Source organism: Streptomyces albus subsp. chlorinus (assembly GCF_013302895.1).
Classification (GTDB): Bacteria; Actinomycetota; Actinomycetes; order Streptomycetales; family Streptomycetaceae; genus Streptomyces; species Streptomyces chlorinus.
On the sequence record NZ_VJOK01000001.1, the window covers coordinates 3,001,347 to 3,020,269 of the forward strand.

Sequence of the window (18,923 nt, forward strand, 5' to 3'; positions counted from 1 at the left end):
TAGCGTCCCGCGGGCGGGCTCGGGAAGAACATCAGACACCGGAGGACCCACGCACATGGCGGCCACGACCGATCCCTGGCTCATCGCGGGCCTCGGCAATCCCGGCCCCGGCTACGCGGGCAACCGTCACAACGTGGGGTTCATGGTCGCGGACCTGCTGGCCTCCCGGATGGGGGCCACGTTCAAGTCCCACAAGGCGGCGCGCGCCCAGGTGGTGGAGGGCCGGCTGGGCACTCCTGGTGTGGACAGCACCCGTGTCGTGCTGGCCAAGCCGATGTCGTACATGAATGTCTCGGGCGGCCCGGTGAAGGGGCTGCTGGACTTCTACGGCGTTCCGGTGGGCCGTCTCGTCGTGGTCCACGACGAGCTGGACATCGACTACGGCACGCTCCGCCTCAAGCTGGGCGGCGGTGACAACGGGCACAACGGCCTCAAGTCGATCACCAAGGTGCTGGGCTCTGACTACTACCGGGTCCGTTTCGGTGTGGGCCGCCCTCCGGGCCGGATGCAGGTGGCCGACTACGTGCTGAGGGACTTCTCCACGACAGAGCGCAAAGAGCTGGACTACTTCGTGGACCGCGCGGCCGACGCGTGCGAGTCCCTCGTGGCCGACGGTCTGGAGCGGGCGCAGAGCACGTACAACAGCTGACGGCACGCCGAGAAAACCTCTCCTGGCCAAGGTAGACATTCCCCGTCTCGGTGCCTAACCTTGTTCCTGTAACCGGATGAGAGAAGTCTCAGTAGCCGGCAGAGGACGAACTGCCGGAGCGCGGAAGCAGAACGCCCATCGAGGAAAGAGGGACGGGTCGCACGCCGTTGGCGCGCCGTCCGTCGGCCGTCGTGGTGTGACGGTGCGGCGGGTCCCGGTCCCGCGTGAGAGGGGTGGTCATCGGTCACGCATGTGCGAGCCCCGTATGCTCCGCTTCACCAAGGGACCGTACGGGCAGGATGGACCGGCTTTCGCGCCGGTAGAAGATACTGATCCGAAATCCCAGGGCCCCGGCGCACCCGCCGGGGCCCTCGACCTGTGGAAGGTGCGATGGCCCCAGAAGGCCCGGAACAGCAGAGCGTCGAGCGCAAGCTGGAGGACGACGACTATCCCGCGTACAGCATGGGGCGGGCGGCCGAGATACTCGGCACGACCCCCGGCTTCCTGCGGAGTCTGGACAAGGCGAAGCTGATCACTCCGCTCCGCTCCCCCGGCGGCCACCGCCGCTACTCCCGCTACCAGCTGCGCATCGCCGCCCGCGCCCGCGAGCTGATCGACGCGGGCACCCCGGTGGAGGCGGCCTGCCGCATCATCATCCTCGAGGACCAGCTGGAGGAGGCGAAGCGCATCAACGCCGAGATGCGCGCCCGCCAGCAGGGCTGACGCCGCCGCTGCCACGGGCGCCCCGCCCGTGCTGTGCCCCGCGCCGGTTCCGCGAGGGGCGCCCGCCGCGCTGGGAACGCGGCGCCTCGGGCGGCGCGGTGAGAGCGACGGTGACGGGGATTCCGGAAGGGGTCTGGGCGCCGGTGATACGGCTCAGTTCGGCCTCGCCCGAGCGGACCCGCGCGGTCTGCGGGGTGATGCCGGCGGTGGCCATGAGCCGGTTCATCTCCCGCCGCTGGTGCGGCAGGACCAGGGTGACGACGCTGCCGGACGCCCCGGCGCGCGCGGTACGGCCACCGCGGTGCAGGTAGTCCTTGTGGTCCTGGGGCGGGTCCACGTTGACGACCAGGTCGAGGTCGGCGACGTCGATGCCGCGGGCGGCGACATTGGTGGCCACCAGCGCCGTGATGTGACCGTCCTTGAACCGCTCCAGGGTGCGGGTGCGCTGCGGCTGGGACTTGCCGCCGTGCAGCGCCGCCGCCCGCACCCCGCTGTTGAGCAGTTGCTTGGTGAGCCGGTCGGCGGCGTGCTTGGTGTCCAGGAACATGATCACCCGGCCGTCGCGCGCGGCGATCTCCGTCGTCGTGGCGTGCTTGTCGCTCTCCTCGATGTGGAGGAGGTGGTGCTCCATCGAGGTGACCGCGCCGGCCGACGGGTCGACGGAGTGGACGACGGGATCGCTCAGGTAGCGGCGCACCAGCCGGTCGACGTTGCGGTCCAGCGTGGCGGAGAACAGCATGCGCTGGCCGCCCGCCCTCACCTGGTCCAGCAGGCGGGTGACCTGCGGGAGGAAGCCCATGTCCGTCATCTGGTCGGCCTCGTCGAGGACGGTGATGTCCACCTCGTCCAGCCGGCAGTCGCCGCGCTCGATGAGGTCGGTGAGCCGGCCCGGGGTGGCGACGACGACCTCGGCCCCGGCCCGCAGGGCGGCGGCCTGCCGGCCGAGGGACATCCCACCGACGACCGTGGCCGTCCGCAGCCGCAGGGACCGCGCGTAGGGGGTCAGCGCGTCGGTGACCTGCTGGGCCAGCTCCCGGGTCGGGACGAGGATCAGCGCCAGCGGCTGCCGGGCCTCGGCACGGCGGCCCGCCGTACGCGCCAGCAGCGCCAGCCCGAAGGCGAGGGTCTTGCCGGAGCCCGTGCGGCCCCGGCCGAGCACGTCGCGGCCCGCGAGCGAGTTCGGCAGCGTCGCGCCCTGGATCGGGAACGGCGTGTGGACACCCAGGGACGTCAGCGTCCCCAGCAGCGCGGCGGGCAGGTCCAGCTCGGCGAACGTCTCGACCGCCGGAAGGGGCGGGGTGACGGTGACCGGCAGCGCGAACTCCGTGGCACGCGGGGTGGTGCGCGCGGCGGAGCGTCCGCCGGAGCGCGGTGCGCCCCCGCGGCCACCGCTGTTCTGTCCCGCGCCCGCGGACCGGTTGTGGGCGGAGCGGCCGTTCGTACGGGTGGTGGTGCGCGCGGAAGTGCGTTCGGTCGCGCGAGTGGATGTGCGCCTGGTGCGATTCATGTGCGGCCTTTCTCGACATGAGCAGTGCGGTACGGCACGTGTCGAGAAAATTCGAAGCAGCGGTGAACCGCGCGCGAAAATCGCAGGAACGAGCCGAAGAAAAGAAAACAGGTCCGGGGCCACCGCGACGGTGTCGGCGCCGGACCGGAAATGACACGAGCTGTGGCCCGCACCCGAGGGTGCGGGCCACAGCTCGTTCGAACGCGTCAGCGTCAGGCGGGAGTGATGTTCTCCGCCTGCGGGCCCTTCTGGCCCTGGGTGACGTCAAAGCTCACCTTCTGGCCTTCAAGCAGCTCACGGAAGCCGGTGGCGTTGATGTTCGAGTAGTGGGCGAAGACGTCAGCGCCGCCGCCGTCCTGCTCGATGAAGCCGAAGCCCTTTTCCGCGTTGAACCACTTCACAGTGCCAGTAGCCAAAACAACTCTCCTTCTGGGTGCTACCCGGGGCCCACACCGCGTGGACGCCGGTGTTGCCGTGATGATCACCCGTCCGGAGAACGCTGGAAACCACAACCGCAACTGAGAACAAACGTAACACGGTCCGGTCCCCGCGAACAGTGCTGAATGGAGCGACTTCACCGAGCGATAAATCCTTGACCAACGCTCGGCTGATTTCTCTTTCCGCCGGAACAGATATTGTGCGGGCGCGCCTGGGAGATGGCACGACCCTACGCGATACTGAAACCCCTCTCGCGACACCACCCCCACACTCCGCACGCGCCCTGCAAACGCCCCGTACGCCCCGCACGCCCCAGCTCACGCGCCGCCGCGCTTGCCGGACCTCAGCAGTTCCTCGATCGCCTCCAGGCGCTCGATGACGCGGTCGAGGTCGGCACGGGTCGCGTGCGCCGTCGCGGGGACGGGGACGATGACGAACCGGCCGTCCGGCTCCAGACTGCCGCGCTCGACGCCGTCGACGCTGCCGCCCGTCTGCAGCCGCACCGCCTGCTGCAGCTCTCCGGAGCGCAGGCCGAGCCGGCGGATGGCGCGCCGTACGACGCGGCCGTCCCGGATGACGGTCGTCGGGCTGCCCTCCAGGAGGCGGGCGGCACGGGCGTCGGCCGCCAGCCAGCGGTTCACCAGGGCGTTGACCGCCACCAGTGTGGCGGCCCCGACCGCACCGCCGAGAAGGCTGTAGTCACTGCCGATGATGGCGTTCTGCACGACATTGGAGAGCAGGAAGACGACGACGAAGTCGAACGTGTTCATCGACGCCAGCCCCCGCTTCCCCGAGAGCCGGAACAGCACGACCATGACGGCGTACACGAGTACGGTGCGCAGGATCTTCTCGACGACGGGGATCTCGATCGTCAGCATGTCGTGCCACATGTCCGGCCGTGCCTCCACTGTTGGTACCGCTGGTACCGCTCCAACAGTGGAGTTGCGGGAGCCGGAACGCGCCCCAACGCGCGGACCACGCCCTCCGGGTCGCCCCGTCAGCCCCGGGTGAGGGTGCCCCTCTTGAGTGCTTCGAGGAAGACCGACCAGTCGGTCGGATGGAAGAGGAGAGGGCCTACCTCAGTTGCTGGGACTTCACCGCGTCGACGAACGCGGACCAACTGGTCCGGGAGAAGACGATCGCAGGACCCGCCGGCTGCTTGCTGTCCCGCACAGGCATGAGGCCGGGGTAGTTCTCCGCGACCTCGACGCAGTTGCCGCCATCGCCATTGCTGTGGGAGGACTTCCGCCACACGGCGCCGGCCAGGTCAGATGTTGGGTTCATTGCTTCGTGTAGTCCTTCGCCACCGCTTCGATCAGTCGGAGGGACGCTTCTGGTGGAAGAGAGGCAGCCCGCGTCAGATCGTAGGCCCTCTGGTAACGGACAACTAGGCTCGGCTCTTCAACCAGTTGGCCGGTGTAGGCGCTCTCCGTGTAGGTGGCCGGGGGCGCGTCAGAGAAGGTCATGTTGGCGGTGTCTGCACCCAGGAACGCGCTGGCCCCCGCCTCGAAAGGCAGAACCTGCACCAGCACACGCCGGTTGGCACGACCTACGTCTGCGACACTGCGCAGTTGTTCTGCCATGACGTGCGGGCCACCCACCTGCGTGCGCAGCACTGCCTCGTGCATGACGACCCACAACAGCGGCCCTGTTGGCTGCGTCAGGATGCGTTGCCGTTCCAGTCGTGCGCGCACCAGCGCCTCGACGGTGTCCTCCGGCTCGAAACGCTGGGCCTCACTCACCAGCGCCCGCGCGTATGCCTCCGTCTGCAACAGCCCGGGCACCAGCATGGGTGCGTACTGACTGATCACCTCGGCACGCTTCTCCAGCTCCGCCGCGTCAGCGAAATAGTCCGCGTGCTTGGACTTGCGGGCCAGGTGGCACAGGCGTTGGAAGTGCTCGCCCGTTCCGAAGACCTCGTCGAGGAGGCGGGACATGTCGAGCTGGGGGCGGCGGATGGCGGCTTCCAACTGGCCGATGTAGGTGCCCGAGCAGAACACCTTCTCCCCCAACGTGTCCTGGGACCAGCCGCGTTTCTCCCTCTCACGGCGTACTTCGGCGCCGTAGAAGGTCTTGGGAGAGTTGTACGGGTCCAGGCCCCGTTGCTGTGTCATGCGGCTCTCCTCGCCGTCGTGCCCCGCCCCCGCAAAAGGGATGCTGTCATGATTCCCCTACAGAGCGTAGCCCGGTCGCGTCACGCTGTGAGCATGAACAGTGACATTGACGCACACCCCCTCGCAGCGGCGCTGGCGGTCTCCGACGAACTGGCTCAGGCGTGCGCACTGCACGGCATCACCCTGCCGTCGCTGGGCCCGGATCTGGCCTCCTGCACGGCGACGGCGCCGCCGCGCCAGTTGATCGACCTGGGCCGGGTCAACATGGACACGGCACGGCGGCTGGTGGCCGTGCTGCGCCGGTCGGCCGGACGTGGCGGCGACTGAGCCTGCGGGCACCGTGGTGGTGGACGAGCGGTCCGGCCGGGTGGGGGTCGTGGTGGGCGCCGCGGGCCCGTACGTGCGGCTGCGGCCCCTGGGCGGAGGCCGCACGTGGGATGCCGCCGAGCACCTGGTGCGGGCGGCCACCCCGCGTGAGCGGCTGCACGCTGCGGTGGCGGCGGCGAACGCCTGGAGCCGCGCCGTTCCCCGCGAGCCGGGCTGGCCGGGCTGGTCCGGCTGAGACCGCGCGATCCTGGAAGGGGGAGGCATTCCGAGATTCCGAAACAGACGTTTCGATGCGGACGACAGGGAAGAAGGTGGCCTCCATGCGGAAGGTCGCGGACTGCCGGGAGCACCCGAGCGAGTCGAACTGCACGCTCACCATCGCCGGTGAGGAGGACGAGGTGGTGCGGGCCGCCGCCGAGCACGCGGTGTCCGTCCACGGTCACGAGGACACGCCTGAGCTGCGGGAGCAGGTGCGGGAGATGCTGAAGGACGAGAGGACCCCGCAGGCCGCCTGAGGGCGGTCCCACTGCCGCGCAGTGGTCTCAGAGCATGCCGCCGACCTGTTCGTCGGCCTCCAGGAGGGGCCAGATGTGCAGGTCGGTGGCCCATGACGCGGGGTCGACGGCGGTCACCGCGGGCACCACCCGAGAGGCCAGCAGGTGGTGCGGTGCGTGGACGTACCAGTGGTCCTCTTCCGCGTCGGCGCGCTGGTACGCCTTCCGGAACTGCTGGAGGGTCCAGCAGGCGAGGACGAGGGCGGACAGGTCCTGGTGCAGGTAGGGGGCGACGCTGTCGTCGCCGTACCAGTCGGGGATCTCGATGCGGCCGGTGGTGCCGTCCAGGGCGAGGGCGGCGTCCTCGGCCCACCAGCCGAGGGCGAGGTGGTCCCGCTGGTGGGGGCGGAAGGAGAGCGCGGCGTCGGCGAGGGTGCGCAGCGGGCCGTCGCCCATGGTGAACATGAGGGTGTCGCGGGGCAGGCCGGCCCGGGTGAGCAGGTGGCGGGTCGGCTCGTGGGTGAGGGCGGGCGGCAGTTCGTCCTCCGTGAAGCGGCGTACCCGCCCGCCCTCGGCGAGGTCGGTGACCATCGCGGGGTCGAGCTCGTAGGCGAGGGCGCCCGGCGTTCCGTCGCCCGGCCGGGCGGCCAGGTGCAGGGTGCGGACGAACAGCGCGGTGCCCCAGTGGGCGGGCTGCCGCCGCGCGCCGTTCCCGGCGGCGTTGTCGTACACCTCGTACAGGTGCGGGTCGGCGCGGCGCAGTCCGGTCTCGGTCTCCTCGCGGGTGCGGGCGAGTGCGGCCAGGCCGCGGGGCCGGTCCGGTGGTGCCGGGTCGCGGGGTGCGCCGGAGACGGCCTCGATCTGTCCGATGAGGCGGGCGAGTTCCGGCAGGCCGGTGGCGATCCTGTCGAAGGCGAGGCTGCCGGGGTCGTCGGCGTCCCGGGCGACGAGGTGGACGCCGCCTTCGACGCCGTCGAGGACCAGCCGGGCGCCGGGCTGGCCGGTGCGGCCGAGGACGAGGAGGCGGCCGTCGAGGACGACGGGCCCGCCGGCGTCGTCGACGTCCTCGGTGAGGGGCCGCAGCCGTCCCTCGCGGACGCTGGTGAACTCCAGTTCGGCCGCTTGCGGGGGCAGTCCCGTTCCGGTCAGGAAGCGCCTGCTCGGCTCGTGCCGCAGGGTGTCGGGGAGCGCCGCCTCGGGAAGCGTGCTCGGCGGGGTCGCACACATGGCCGCCGAGCCTACCTCCGGGGCGTATCGCCTGGCGGGGGTGGCGTCTTCACGTAAGTGAGACAAGCGTGCACAAGATGACCGTCCGAGGTTGACCGGTGACGGTCAAGTGGCCAAGGATCGCCGCCATGTCTTCCAGAACCGCCCAGAAGAAGACCAGGACCGCCGGGAGGAAAACCAAGCGGAGCCTCGTGCGGCGGCTCGGTGAGAGCGCTTTCGGGGTGCTGTTGCTGGCCCGGGCGGGGCTGATGGCCCTCATCGCGCTGGTGCTGGTGGTGGCGGGGGCGTGGACGTCGTGGGACACGGCGTCGGTCGCGATGACGGGCGACGAGCGCGGCACCGTCACCGTCGCGTCGTGCGACGACGACACGTGCACGGGGACGTTCCTCGGCGAGGGTGAGACCGAGGCCGGGGCCGGGGCCGGGGCCGGGCCGCAGAAGGTGACCGTCTCGGAGTTCGTCTCCGGCGGGCGGGGCGAGACGCTGGAGGTCGCCGTCGAGCCCGGCACGGAGCACGTCGTGCGGACGGGCCCGGCCGGGATCCTCTACGCCTGGGTGCCGCTGGGCGGCTCCCTGCTGCTGGCGTCACTGGTGATCGCGGGCGGGCTGCGCATGCGCAGGACGGCCGCGGTGACGGGGCTGTGCGGGGCGCTGCTCATGGGTGGGGCCTGGGCCCTGCTCACTTTCTGAAGCAGTACCCAGGCCCCACCACGGGCGGCCCCCGGCCGTCAGCCGGTGTTGCGCAGGCCCGCCGCCACGCCGTTGACGGTCAGCAGCAGGGCACGGCCGAGGTTCTCGTCCGGCTCCTTGCCCTCGGCCGCCGCCTGCCGCTGGCGGTGCAGCAGGGAGACCTGGAGGTAGGAGATCGGGTCGAGGTAGGCGTCACGGATCCTGAGCGTCTGCTTGAGCACCGGGTTGGACTCCAGCAGCTCGCTCTCACCGGTGATCCGCAGCACCTCCCGCACCGTGAGGGCGTGTTCGGCCTCGATGGTGGCGAACACGTGCCGCAGCTCCTCGGGCACCAGCGTCTCCACGTAGTGGCGGGCGATCCGCAGGTCCGTCTTGGCCAGTGTCATCTCGACGTTGGCGAGGAAGTTGCGGAAGAAGTGCCAGTGGGTGTGCGCCTCTTCCAGCACACCGTCGAGCCCGGCCTCGCGGGCCGCCTTCAGCCCCGTGCCGACCCCGAACCAGCCGGGGACGATCTGCCGCGACTGCGTCCAGCCGAACACCCACGGGATGGCCCGCAGCCCGTCCAGCCCCGCACCGGTGTCGGGACGGCGGGAGGGGCGGGAGCCCAGGTGGAGTTCGGCGAGCTGGTCCACAGGGGTGGACGCGAAGAAGTACGCGGGCAGGTCCGGGTCCTCCACCAGCCGGCGGTACGCCTGGTGGGCGGCGTCCGAGACGGTGTCCATGGCCGCGTCCCAGCGGGCCAGCGCCTCGTCGGACTGGCGGGGCGCGGTGTGCAGCGCGGACGCCTGGAGGGTGGCCGAGACGGTCAGTTCCAGGTTCTCCCGGGCCAGCGAGGGCACCAGGTACTTGTCGGAGATGACCTCGCCCTGCTCGGTGACCTTGATCTCGCCCTCCAGGGTGCCCCAGGGCTGGGCGAGGATCGCGTCGTGGGTGGGGCCGCCGCCGCGTCCGACGGTGCCGCCGCGGCCGTGGAAGAGCCGCAGCCGCACACCGTGCCGGTGCGCGACGTCGCGCAGGCGGCGCTGGGCGCGGTGGATCTCCCACTGGCTGGTGGTGATGCCGCCGAACTTGGAGGAGTCGCTGTAGCCGAGCATGACCTCCTGGAGGTCGCCGCGCAGCGAGACCAGCTTGCGGTAGGACGGGTCGGAGAGCATCGCGTCGAGCAGCTCGTCGGCGATCTTCAGCTCGTCCGTGGTCTCCAGCAGCGGGACGATACCGATCTTGGCCCAGCCGCCGTGCAGGTCGATCAGCCCGGCCTCGCGGGCGAGGACGGCGGCCGCGAACACGTCGTCCGCGCCCTGGCACATCGAGATGATGTAGGACTCGATGACCTCCGGTCCGAAGGTCTCCAGCGCCTTGCGGACCGTCTCGAAGACGCCGAGCGTCCGCGCGCCCGCCTCGTCCAGCGGCGCCGGGGACGGGGCCAGGGGCCGGCGGGAGCGCAGCTCCTTGGCCAGCAGCCGCTGCCGGTAGTCCCTCGGCATGTCGGCGTAGCGCCACGACTCCTCACCGAGCCGGTCGAAGAGCTGTCCGAGCGCGTGGTGGTGGGCCTCGGCGTGCTCGCGGACGTCCATGGTGGCGAGCTGGAGCCCGAAGGCGGCCAGGGTGCGCAGGGCGCGCTCCAGGCGGCCGTCCGCGATGAGGCCGCCGCGGTGCTCGCGCAGGGAGTCCTGGATGAGGGCGAGGTCGTCGAGCAGCTCGCCGGTGCCCAGGTAGTCCCAGCCGGGCGTGTGGGGCAGCTTCTCGGCCAGCCGGGTGCGGGTGTTGAGCAGCTTCTGCCGGATGCAGGTGGCCTTGAGGCGGTAGGGCTCTTCCCGGTTCAGCCGCTTGTAGCGCGGGCTGATCTCGGGCAGCCGGGCCAGATCCGCCTCCAGGGAGTCCAGCAGCGGCTGGGTGGCGCCGCAGTTGCGGATGGAGTTGGACAGGGCGCCGCGCAGCTCGTCGACGTGCGCGAGGGCGTCGGTGATGCCGTGCTCGTGCTGGAGGATCAGCACGTCCCAGGTGACCTCGGGGGTGACGTTGGGGTTGCCGTCCCGGTCGCCGCCGATCCAGGTGCCGAACGTCAGCGGGCGGGTGCCGGGCGGCAGCGGGGCTCCGGCGCGCTCCAGCTCGGCGGCCAGGTCCTCCAGGACGTCGCCGACGGCGCCCCGGTGCAGCTCGTCCAGGTAGTAGATGGCGTTGCGGGCCTCGTCGGCCGGCTCGGGGCGGGCGACGCGCAGCTCGTCCGTCTGCCAGATCAGATCGACGTTCTCGGCCAGCCGCAGATCGGTGCGGCGCCGCTCGGCCTCGCCCAGCGCCCCCTCGGACTCCTCCAGCAGCTCGGCGATGCGGCGCAGCTTCGTCAGCACGGAGCGGCGGGCCGCCTCGGTGGGGTGCGCGGTGAAGACGGGGCGGACGGACAGGTTGCGTGCCGTGTCCGCCAGGTGCGCCGGATCGGCGTCCTTGAGCATGTCGGCGGTACGGGCCAGCATCCCGCCGTCGCCGACGCGGCGGGCGCGCAGCTGGCGGCCGCGGTGCACCTGTTCGGTGACGTTGGCCAGGTGGAAGTAGGTGGAGAAGGCGCGCACCAGCTTGGTGGCCGTCCCGATGTCGGTCCTGCTCAGCAGTGCGGCGGCTGCCTCTCCGTCACTGCGGGTGAGCGCGCGGACGCGCTCCACCAGTTCGAGGAGTTCCGGGCCCTCCTGGCGTACCAGCGTCTCACCGAGCAGGTCGCCGAGCCGGCGGATGTCGGCGCGCAGGGCTGAGGTCGCCTCGGCGGACTCCCCGTCCTGGCCGCCGTAGCCGCCGTAGGTGTCATCGAGCGGCGCGGGGTCACTCGATCCGGGTCGGGGGTCACTCGATCCGGGCGCGTTCCGCGGGGAGGTGGGGGCGGGCTGATGGGCGTCGGCGCTGCTCACAGGTGCGGCTCCCTTGGGGGTCTGCGTCCCTTGCGGGGTGGCTTCGGGCAGGTGGCGGACCGCGCTGTCCGACGGCACAAGGATAGGTCGGCGCCGGCGTGGTACAGGACCTCTGTCCGAGGGGTGGGCACCGCGCGGCGCCACCCGCCCCGGCGCGCACCCCTCTTGTCCCGTGCCTTACGGCTGCCATACTTACGACGCCGTAGGTTACGGAACCGTAGCCAAGCCGAGGTCCAATGAGGGACATTTATGACCACTAGCCCGGACGTGCTCGACAGTTCACCGAAGGACGCCCCCGCTACCGCCCCCGCCCCCACGACAGCTCCGGACTCCGGTGCCCCTGCCGCCGCCGGAACCACCGGTTCCGGCTCCCGGACCGACAAGGCCGCCACCGGCCCGCTGCCCTCCGCGACACTGGGGGGCGAGAAGCGCCGCTCGGTGGAACAGCTGGCACTGCTGGGCTTCATCATCGTGCCGTTCATCGCCCTGGTGGCCGCCGTGCCCCTGGCCTGGGGATGGGGGGTGAGCTGGCTGGATCTGGGCCTGCTGGTCGCGATGTACTTCATCGGCTGCCACGGCATCACGATCGGGTTCCACCGCTACTTCACCCACGGCTCCTTCAAGGCGAAGCGGCCCCTGCGCATCGCCCTGGCGGTCATGGGATCGCTCGCCGTCGAGGGCCCGCTGGTGCGCTGGGTCGCCGACCACCGCAAGCACCACAAGTTCTCCGACGCCGAGGGCGACCCGCACTCCCCCTGGCGCTACGGCGAGACCGTCCCCGCCCTGATGAAGGGCCTGTGGTGGGCGCACATGGCCTGGATGTTCGACGAGGAGCAGACACCGCAGCACAAGTACGCGCCCGACCTGATCAAGGACCCCGCGCTGCGGCTCGTCTCCCGGCTGTTCGTCCTGTGGACGGCCATCTCGCTGCTGATCCCGCCGCTGGTCGGCGGCCTGGTCACCTGGTCCTGGCAGGGCGCGCTGACCGCTTTCTTCTGGGGCTCGCTGGTGCGGGTCGCGCTGCTCCACCACGTCACATGGTCGATCAACTCCATCTGCCACGCGGTCGGCAAGCGCCCCTTCAAGTCCCGCGACCGCTCCGGCAACGTGTGGTGGCTGGCGATCCTGTCCTGCGGCGAGTCCTGGCACAACCTGCACCACGCCGACCCCACCTGCGCGCGGCACGGCGTCGAGCGCGGACAGATCGACTCCAGCGCCCGGCTCATCCGCTGGTTCGAGAAGGCCGGCTGGGCGTACGACGTGCGCTGGCCCAAGCAGGAGCGGCTGGAGACCAAGCGCAGCACGGACAGCTCCCGCTCCCGCAGGACCGCGGCGCAGGCGGAGCAGACGGCACGGCCCCAGGGCGCGCGGCAGCCCGGGGAGCAGGCGGAGTCCCAGCGTGAGGAACAGGTGGCCGGGGCGGCATGATGCTGTGCTGACCCGGGGGCGGGCCTCGCCCCCGGGTCCCGAACGCAGCCACACGAGAGGGAAAGGCCCCACCCCGTGCCGACCGACGAGACGCAGTCGTACGACGGCGACAGGCAGCCGTACGACGGCGCGCCGCAGCCGCCCAGCAGCGCGAAAGGCGCCAAGAGCCCCAAGCGGGCCCGTCGCCGGATGACCGGGAAGGAGCGCCGCGAACAGCTCCTGGACATCGGCCGCACCCTCTTCGCCGAGCGCGGCTTCGAGGGCACCTCCGTCGAGGAGATCGCCCACAAGGCCGGGGTGTCCAAGCCCGTCGTCTACGAGCACTTCGGCGGCAAGGAGGGCCTCTACGCCGTCGTCGTCGACCGCGAGATGCGGCGCCTGCTGGACATGGTGACCGGGGCGCTCACCGGCGGCCACCCCCGCGAACTGCTGGAACAGGCCGCGTTCGCGCTGCTCGACTACATCGACCAGTACACCGACGGCTTCCGCATCCTCGTCCGGGACTCCCCCCTCCCCCAGTCCACGGGCACCTTCGCCTCCCTGATCTCCGACATCGCCACCCAGGTCGAGGACATCCTCGGCCGGGAGTTCAAATCCCGCGGCTTCGACGCCAAGCTCTCCCCCCTCTACGCCCAGGCCCTGGTCGGCATGGTCGCGCTCACCGGCCAGTGGTGGCTCAACGTCCGCAAGCCGAAGAAGGCCGACGTGGCCGCCCACCTCGTCAACCTCGCCTGGCACGGCCTCGACGGCCTGGAACAGAAGCCGCGCCTCATAGGCCACCGCCGCGCATGAACCGAGGGCGGCGTCACGCGGAGTGACCCTTGAGGTCGCGTGACGTGGCTCCGGAGGTCGCGTGACGTGACCACGGAGGTCGCGGCGTGACCATGCAGCCCGAGCCGCGGAAGCCGTCCGAGCCTCCCCGGCCGGACGTCCCCCTTCCCCCTTTCGATCCGTTACGGGGATCCTGCTGGGCAGTTGCCGGCATCCCGCCGGACGGGGCCCGGAACCCCGTCGGACCGGCTCGGCATTCCTTCGAGGCGGGCGGCGGCTCACTCGGCCTCGTGGACCGCCCTCCCGTCCACGAGCGTCATCCGCACCGGCACATCGGCCAATTCGGTGGCCGGGGCGATGAGCGGGTCCGCGGCGAATACCGCCAGGCCGACGCGGTGGCCGACGCGGACGCGGCCCACGCGGTCGGCCTCCTCCTCCCTCCCCCCCCGCGCCGGGGCGACCGTCATCGTGGCGGCGCTCCGTGACAGCGACGCGCGATCCGCGACCGTTTCCCCCGTCTCCTGGAGCCCCCGCCCATGCCGCGCCCACCCCGCATCTCCCGTTCCGCCGTGCTCGACGAGGCGCTGCGCACGCTGGACGAAGAGGGAATCGAGGGACTGACGATGCGGAGGCTGGCACAGCGGCTGGGGGTCACCAGTCCCTCGCTGTACAAGTACGTGCGGGACCGCGAGGGCGTGTTCGAGGCGGTCGTGGACGTGATCGTCCAGGAGATCAACGAGGGGGCGGAGCAGACGACGGGTGGCTGGCGCGCCCATCTGAACGGGATGGCCCGGCGCTACTTCGACACGTTCCGCCGGCACCCCAACGCGGTGCCGCTCGTCATGCACCGCCCCACGCGCGACCCGCGTTCACTGGACGGCTTCGACACGATCTTCGCCGTCCTGCTGTCGGAGGGCTGGCCCGCGCAGGACGCGACCCGTGCGATCCTCCTGGTCGAGTCCTACGCGTTGGGTGCCACTCTCACCGCCGTCAGCCCCGGGATCCCCAGCACCGAGGAGCTGGAGTCCCGCCCCTCGCTGGCCGCGGCCCTCATCGGGGAACGGCGGGCCTTCCGGCTGACCGAGGACGACTTCGACCACGGCCTCAAGATCGTTCTGGACGGCATCGCCCGGGAGACCGCCCCCTCGTCGCGCCGGCTGGAGACGGTGCGCGGAGGTGCTGAGCCGCGCTGAGTGCGTGTGAGCCGCACTGGTCCGCACTGCCTGCACTGGCCGCCCCGCCTGCACTGGCCGCGCTGGCCGCACTTCCCGCGCTGAAATGGGACTGCCATCGGTTCAGGGCTGTGCGAGGATCCCGGCCAGTGCGCGCCCGTGCGCATGTGCGACCGCTGGAGGACGGCCATGTTCGCGATATCCCTGGGTGACGACGGCGCCGAACTGCGCCCCCTCGAACCGTGGCGGGCCGAGGAGTTCCTGGCCCACATGGACCGGGGCCGGGAGTTCGTCGGACAGCACATCGGCTTCCCGGACCTGGCCACCGACCTGGAGTCGAGCCGTGCCTGCCTCCAGTCGTACGCGGACAAGGCCGCAGCCGACACCGGGCGGATCTACGGCATCTGGACGGAGGCCACCGGCGGCAGCGGCGGCCGGCTTGTCGGCGGCGTGCTCTTCCGCACGATGGACGCCGTCCAGGGCACCGCGGAGGCGGGTTGCTGGCTGGAGCCCTCCGCGGTGGGCAAGGGCCTGATCACCCGGGCGGCACGCGTCCTCCTCGACTGGGTCATCGAGGAGCGCGGCTTCCACCGCGTGGAGTGGCTGGTCTCCTCCGGGAACACCGCCAGCATCGCGGTCGCCCGCCGGCTGGGCATGACCAGGGAGGGCGTCCTGCGGGAGAGCTACCTCTACCGCGGCAAGCGTGCCGACATGGAGGTCTGGTCGATCCTCGCCCCGGAGTGGCGGGCCGCCAAGTCGGCTTCCGGTTCCGCCTGACGGCGTCCCCGGCAGAACCGGCCTCGACGGAACCGGCCGAACCGGCCTGTCGTCACCCGCTGACAGCGTCTCGCGTCACCAGCCGACGACACCGCCGTCACGGGCACACACCGGGACCCCTCGTCGCCAGCCAGCGCCAGAGCCCCCTCTCCACCGGCACCGACGACGGCCGGCCCCGGCCAGCCCTATCCCTGCCCCTGCCCCTGCCCCCGGCCCCGACCCTGTTCTGCCCTCACCGTCCATGTCGTCGTCCTCGGGGGCGCCAGCCCTTGCCACCCGCTCACCTCTCCACTGCTCCACCTCTCCACCACTTCAGTGCTTCACCGCTTCACCGCTTCACCGCTTCACCGCCACCATGAACACCCGGCGGAACGGGACGGCGGTGGTGCCGTCGGGGGCGGGTGGGTAGGCCTTGCGGAGGGCTTGGCCGTATTCGGAGAGGAAGCGGTGCCGGGCGGCGGGGTCGTCCTTGAGGCGTGTCAGTACGGGGCGCAGGGTGGTGCCCTTCGTCCATTCCAGTACGGGGTCGGGGCCGGTCAGCCGGTGGAGGTAGGTGGACTCCCAGGCGTCGATGTCGCAGCCGTGGGGGCCGAGCGGTGCGAGGATCTCGGCGTAGCCCGCCGGGTCGAGCACGGTGTCGGGGCGCGGCGGGGGGCCGAGGCGGCCCTGCCAGCGCGGGGACTCGGCCAGTTCGGCCAGCAGGGTGTGGGTGGGGGCGCGGAAGTTGCCCGGTACCTGGAAAGCGAGGACGCCGCCGGGCGGCAGGGCGGCGATCCACTCGGGGAGGAGGTCCGTGTGGTTCGGCACCCAGTGGAGGGCGGCGTTGGCGAAGAGCAGTCCGAAGTGCTCGTCCGGGTCGGGTCGCCAGTCGGTGAGGTCGGCGTAGGCGAAGTCGAGGCGGCCGGGCCTGGTGTGGGCCTCGGCTTCCTTCAGCATGTCCTGTGAGCTGTCGTATCCGGTGATGTGCGCTCCGGGCCAGCGCTGGGCGAGCACCTCGCTGGGGCCGCCCGGGCCGCAGCCCAGATCGGCGATCCGGGGACGGGGGTGCCCCGGCAGTGCGTCGGGCACGCGGGCAAGGAGATCACGCAGGGGGCGTAGACGGTACGCGGCGTGACGGAGATACTGCTGCGGGTCCCACATGCCAGCAGCCTGCCCCGAGGGTCTCTTGACGTCAAGAGACTTCACATCGACAGAACCTCTACACTGATTCCATGGAGGACGAGGTCGACCGTTTGGTGGCAGCATGGCGCCGGGAGCGCCCTGACCTCGACGTTGAGCCGCTGGAGGTGCTCAGCCGGGTCAGCAGGCTGGCCCGGCACCTGGACCGCGCCCGTCGGATCGCGTTCTCCGAGCACGGTCTGGAGCCGTGGGAGTTCGACGTACTGACCGCCCTGCGCCGCGCGGGCACCCCCTACCAGTTGTCTCCCGGCCAGCTCCTCACCCAGACCCTGGTCACCTCCGGCACGATGACCAACCGCATCGACCGCCTCGCCAAGAAGGGCCTGGTCGAGCGGCTGCCCGACCCCAGCGACCGGCGCGGGGTGCTGGTCCGCCTCACCCCCGAGGGCCGGGACCGCGCCGACAGCGCCCTGGCCGGCCTCCTCGACCAGGAGCGCGCCCTCCTCGCCGAACTGTCCCCCCTGCAACGCGGTGAACTGGCCTCCCTGCTGCGGCAGCTGACCGCCCCGTTCGACAACATCCCCACCTGAGACCACATCCCCTTTGGGGGCCACATCCCCTTCTGGGGGCCACACCCCTGCCCGGGGCCTGGGACCGCTCACGGCTGGTGCCCGTGGTGCCGCTGCGCTCTACCGGGGCGCACGCCCGGCCCGTACGATCACGCGCATGACCATGGGTGGGAGGTTCCAGTCACGTACGGTCGTCATCAGCGGGGGCGGTTCCGGGATCGGTGCCGCGACGGCGCACCGGCTCGCGGACGAGGGTGCCGCCGTCGTCCTCCTCGACAAGGAGAAGGACGGGGCCCATCGGACGGCCCGCGAGATCACCGCGTCCGGCGGGCGGGCGGCCTTCGTCCGCGGGGACGTGACGGACGAACCCGCCTGGGCGCGTGCGGTGGCGACGGCCCGCGAGGGGTTCGGTTCCGTGGACGGGCTCGTGTGCAACGCGGCGATCGCCCGCGGCGGCGCCGCCGACGAGATCTCGACGGCCGACTGGGAGGCGCAGCTCGGGGTCAACCTGACGGGGGCCTTCCTCGGCGTGCGCGCCTGCGCCCGGGATCTGCGCGAGCGGGGCGGTTCCGTGGTGCTGACCTCCTCCGTGCACGCCCTGGTCGGCCTGCGGGAGCGGCCCGCGTACGCGGCGAGCAAGGCGGGGCTGACCGGGCTCGGCCGTCAACTCGCCGTGGACTTCGGCCCGCACGTACGGGTCAACTGCGTGCTGCCGGGTCCGGTCATGACGCCCGCCTGGGACGGGGTCGAGGAGGAGGAACGGCGGCAGGCGGCGCACGAGACGGTGATCGGGCGGCACGGGCGGCCGGACGAGGTCGCGGCCGCCATCGCCTTCCTGCTGTCGGACGACGCCTCGTTCGTGACCGGCGCCGGGCTGGTGGTGGACGGGGGCTGGAGCGTCTTCAAACGGTCGGTGTGACGGCAAGGGCCAGTGGGACGGCAACGGCCGGTGTAGCGGCAGCCGTCGGTGGGGCGGCCACGGCCGAGGCGGCATCAGCCGCCGCGAGAGGTCATCCCGCGATGTCCGCGTAGGCGGTCACGCGCTCCACCCGCGCGCGGACCAGGTACTCGCCCGGCACGGCGTTCCGTTTGCCGTAGGCGTCGGCGTTCTCCGCTCCCATGTAGCGTCCGCCGATGCGGGTGGCCCATTCGCGCAGGATGTCGAGGTCCTCGATGAACTCCGTGGCGACGCATTCGAGCATCACATAGCTGTAGGGGGGCTGTTGGTCGTCCACGCACAGCGCGAAGCGCGGTTCCCGGTGCAGCGACTTGGACTTGAGGGAGTCGCTCCCGGTCGTGAAGAGGAGATGGCCCTCGTCGTCCAGCAGGAACCACACCGGGGTCACATGAGGGCGGCCGTCCTTGCGGGTGGTCGCCAGCTTGCCGGTGCGGGTGCCCGTCAAGGCGAAGTCCCGCCACTGGGCCTCGGTCATCTGCTGCATCGTCGCCTCTTCCCACCGTCCGCGGTCGTCTTCCCTGGCCGCTCAGCATAGGCAGCGGGACTGACAACCGGTGGGATGCCTGCGCCGGACTCCGGGACGCGGGCCGGGCCCCGGCCCTCCAGGGGGCGGCCGGACGGCTCAGCGCGCCCCCGCGGGCTCCAGTTCGGCGGGGCCCACGCCGGCGCGCCGGGCCAGTGCGACGGCGGCCAGGGTGGAGTGGACGCCCAGTTTCCCCAGGACGTTCTGCATGTGGGTCCGCACGGTGTGCGGCGACAGGTACAGCCGCTCGGCGACGGCCTTGCGGCCCAGCCCGGCGACCATGCAGCGCAGGACCTCGCGTTCGCGGGGGGTGAGGGACTCCACCAGGCGTTCGCTCTCGGTGCGGTGCTTGCGGGTGGCGGTCAGTTCCTTGAGGACGCCGGTGAGGAGGGCGGGCGGCAGATGCGTCTCGTCCTTGAGCACGCCCCGGATGACCTGGAGGAGCCGGGAGAGGGAGCAGTCCTTGGCGACCCAGCCGCCCGCGCCCGCCTGGAGGGCCGCGGCGGCGTGCCGGGGGTCGTCGCGCTCGGCGAGGACGACC

The 18,923-nt window shown here is 71.6% G+C and carries 23 protein-coding genes; 12 read left to right on the plus strand and 11 right to left on the minus strand.

Going from position 1 to position 18,923, the window contains the following annotated elements; all coding sequences use genetic code 11:
- The first annotated feature begins 55 nt into the window (after positions 1–55).
- Together pth and FM076_RS13370 are read left to right on the plus strand one after the other, a co-directional pair.
- The gene (pth, locus tag FM076_RS13365; RefSeq protein ID WP_173870582.1) at positions 56–649 is read left to right on the plus strand and encodes an aminoacyl-tRNA hydrolase; all 594 of its coding nucleotides are present in this window, start codon (positions 56–58) and stop codon (positions 647–649) included.
- 390 nt (positions 650–1,039) lie between these two features.
- Positions 1,040–1,372, plus strand: a complete 333-nt coding sequence (locus FM076_RS13370) for a MerR family transcriptional regulator (RefSeq protein WP_173870583.1) — start codon at positions 1,040–1,042, stop codon at positions 1,370–1,372.
- On the opposite strand, the gene FM076_RS13375 is transcribed toward FM076_RS13370, so the two are convergent.
- The 5 genes from FM076_RS13375 to FM076_RS13395 all read right to left on the minus strand — a co-directional run bounded on the left by FM076_RS13375 (position 1,338) and on the right by FM076_RS13395 (position 5,431).
- Complete coding sequence (locus FM076_RS13375) at positions 1,338–2,879, minus strand: DEAD/DEAH box helicase (protein WP_173870585.1); 1,542 nt, start codon at positions 2,877–2,879, stop codon at positions 1,338–1,340. The genes FM076_RS13370 and FM076_RS13375 overlap by 35 nt on opposite strands.
- Positions 2,880–3,091: 212 nt before the next feature.
- Complete coding sequence (locus FM076_RS13380) at positions 3,092–3,295, minus strand: cold-shock protein (RefSeq protein WP_173870587.1); 204 nt, start codon at positions 3,293–3,295, stop codon at positions 3,092–3,094.
- Between the two features lie 339 nt (positions 3,296–3,634).
- The gene (locus tag FM076_RS13385; RefSeq protein WP_173870589.1) at positions 3,635–4,207 is read right to left on the minus strand and encodes a DUF421 domain-containing protein; all 573 of its coding nucleotides are present in this window, start codon (positions 4,205–4,207) and stop codon (positions 3,635–3,637) included.
- Between the two features lie 184 nt (positions 4,208–4,391).
- On the minus strand, positions 4,392–4,601 hold the full coding sequence (locus tag FM076_RS13390) for a DUF397 domain-containing protein (RefSeq protein WP_173870591.1): 210 nt from the start codon (positions 4,599–4,601) through the stop codon (positions 4,392–4,394).
- Positions 4,598–5,431: a helix-turn-helix domain-containing protein gene (locus FM076_RS13395; protein WP_173870593.1), complete on the minus strand. Its 834-nt coding sequence runs from the start codon at positions 5,429–5,431 to the stop codon at positions 4,598–4,600. Before FM076_RS13395 ends, FM076_RS13390 begins: the two co-directional genes overlap by 4 nt.
- A 93-nt stretch (positions 5,432–5,524) precedes the next feature.
- Here FM076_RS13395 and FM076_RS13400 point away from each other — a divergent pair, with 93 nt between their 5' ends.
- From FM076_RS13400 to FM076_RS13410, 3 genes are all read left to right on the plus strand, one after another.
- Positions 5,525–5,758, plus strand: a complete 234-nt coding sequence (locus FM076_RS13400) for a hypothetical protein (RefSeq protein ID WP_173870595.1) — start codon at positions 5,525–5,527, stop codon at positions 5,756–5,758.
- Entirely contained in the window at positions 5,745–5,993 is a 249-nt protein-coding gene (locus tag FM076_RS13405; RefSeq protein ID WP_173870597.1) for a hypothetical protein, read from the plus strand. The genes FM076_RS13400 and FM076_RS13405 overlap by 14 nt, the downstream gene beginning before the upstream one ends.
- A gap of 85 nt (positions 5,994–6,078) precedes the next feature.
- Positions 6,079–6,273 (plus strand): DUF1059 domain-containing protein, encoded by a 195-nt coding sequence (locus FM076_RS13410; protein ID WP_173874719.1) that lies wholly within the window; start codon positions 6,079–6,081, stop codon positions 6,271–6,273.
- A 27-nt stretch (positions 6,274–6,300) separates the two neighbouring features.
- Here FM076_RS13410 and FM076_RS13415 read toward each other — a convergent pair whose 3' ends face one another.
- Positions 6,301–7,479 (minus strand): SUKH-4 family immunity protein, encoded by a 1,179-nt coding sequence (locus tag FM076_RS13415; RefSeq protein WP_173870599.1) that lies wholly within the window; start codon positions 7,477–7,479, stop codon positions 6,301–6,303.
- Positions 7,480–7,607: 128 nt separating this feature from the next.
- Between FM076_RS13415 and FM076_RS13420 the strand changes: the two genes are divergently transcribed.
- On the plus strand, positions 7,608–8,168 hold the full coding sequence (locus tag FM076_RS13420) for a hypothetical protein (RefSeq protein ID WP_173870601.1): 561 nt from the start codon (positions 7,608–7,610) through the stop codon (positions 8,166–8,168).
- 38 nt (positions 8,169–8,206) lie between these two features.
- Here FM076_RS13420 and ppc read toward each other — a convergent pair whose 3' ends face one another.
- Positions 8,207–11,065, minus strand: a complete 2,859-nt coding sequence (gene ppc / locus FM076_RS13425; RefSeq protein WP_428814841.1) for a phosphoenolpyruvate carboxylase — start codon at positions 11,063–11,065, stop codon at positions 8,207–8,209.
- 249 nt (positions 11,066–11,314) lie between these two features.
- Between ppc and FM076_RS13430 the strand changes: the two genes are divergently transcribed.
- Complete coding sequence (locus FM076_RS13430) at positions 11,315–12,493, plus strand: acyl-CoA desaturase (protein ID WP_243274473.1); 1,179 nt, start codon at positions 11,315–11,317, stop codon at positions 12,491–12,493.
- A 75-nt stretch (positions 12,494–12,568) separates the two neighbouring features.
- Complete coding sequence (locus tag FM076_RS13435; RefSeq protein WP_173870603.1) at positions 12,569–13,285, plus strand: TetR family transcriptional regulator; 717 nt, start codon at positions 12,569–12,571, stop codon at positions 13,283–13,285.
- Between the two features lie 257 nt (positions 13,286–13,542).
- On the opposite strand, the gene FM076_RS13440 is transcribed toward FM076_RS13435, so the two are convergent.
- A complete protein-coding gene (locus FM076_RS13440; RefSeq protein ID WP_243274475.1) occupies positions 13,543–13,731 on the minus strand; it encodes a hypothetical protein in 189 nt (62 codons plus the stop codon).
- Positions 13,732–13,800: 69 nt separating this feature from the next.
- Between FM076_RS13440 and FM076_RS13445 the strand changes: the two genes are divergently transcribed.
- Together FM076_RS13445 and FM076_RS13450 are read left to right on the plus strand one after the other, a co-directional pair.
- On the plus strand, positions 13,801–14,457 hold the full coding sequence (locus tag FM076_RS13445; protein WP_173870605.1) for a TetR/AcrR family transcriptional regulator: 657 nt from the start codon (positions 13,801–13,803) through the stop codon (positions 14,455–14,457).
- 168 nt (positions 14,458–14,625) lie between these two features.
- Entirely contained in the window at positions 14,626–15,213 is a 588-nt protein-coding gene (locus FM076_RS13450; protein WP_173870607.1) for a GNAT family N-acetyltransferase, read from the plus strand.
- Positions 15,214–15,549: 336 nt separating this feature from the next.
- Here the strand turns inward: FM076_RS13450 and FM076_RS13455 are convergent, their stop codons facing one another.
- A complete protein-coding gene (locus tag FM076_RS13455; protein ID WP_173874722.1) occupies positions 15,550–16,353 on the minus strand; it encodes a methyltransferase domain-containing protein in 804 nt (267 codons plus the stop codon).
- A 71-nt stretch (positions 16,354–16,424) separates the two neighbouring features.
- Between FM076_RS13455 and FM076_RS13460 the strand changes: the two genes are divergently transcribed.
- Positions 16,425–16,922 carry a MarR family winged helix-turn-helix transcriptional regulator gene (locus tag FM076_RS13460; protein ID WP_173870609.1) on the plus strand — a complete coding sequence of 166 codons (498 nt, stop codon included), beginning with the start codon at positions 16,425–16,427 and terminating at the stop codon, positions 16,920–16,922.
- Between the two features lie 136 nt (positions 16,923–17,058).
- Entirely contained in the window at positions 17,059–17,820 is a 762-nt protein-coding gene (locus FM076_RS13465; protein WP_173870611.1) for an SDR family NAD(P)-dependent oxidoreductase, read from the plus strand.
- Positions 17,821–17,911: 91 nt separating this feature from the next.
- Here FM076_RS13465 and FM076_RS13470 read toward each other — a convergent pair whose 3' ends face one another.
- Positions 17,912–18,343 (minus strand): PPOX class F420-dependent oxidoreductase, encoded by a 432-nt coding sequence (locus tag FM076_RS13470; protein ID WP_173870613.1) that lies wholly within the window; start codon positions 18,341–18,343, stop codon positions 17,912–17,914.
- Between the two features lie 138 nt (positions 18,344–18,481).
- On the minus strand, positions 18,482–18,923 hold a 442-nt coding region (locus FM076_RS13475), incomplete at its 5' end, for a helix-turn-helix transcriptional regulator (protein WP_243274476.1).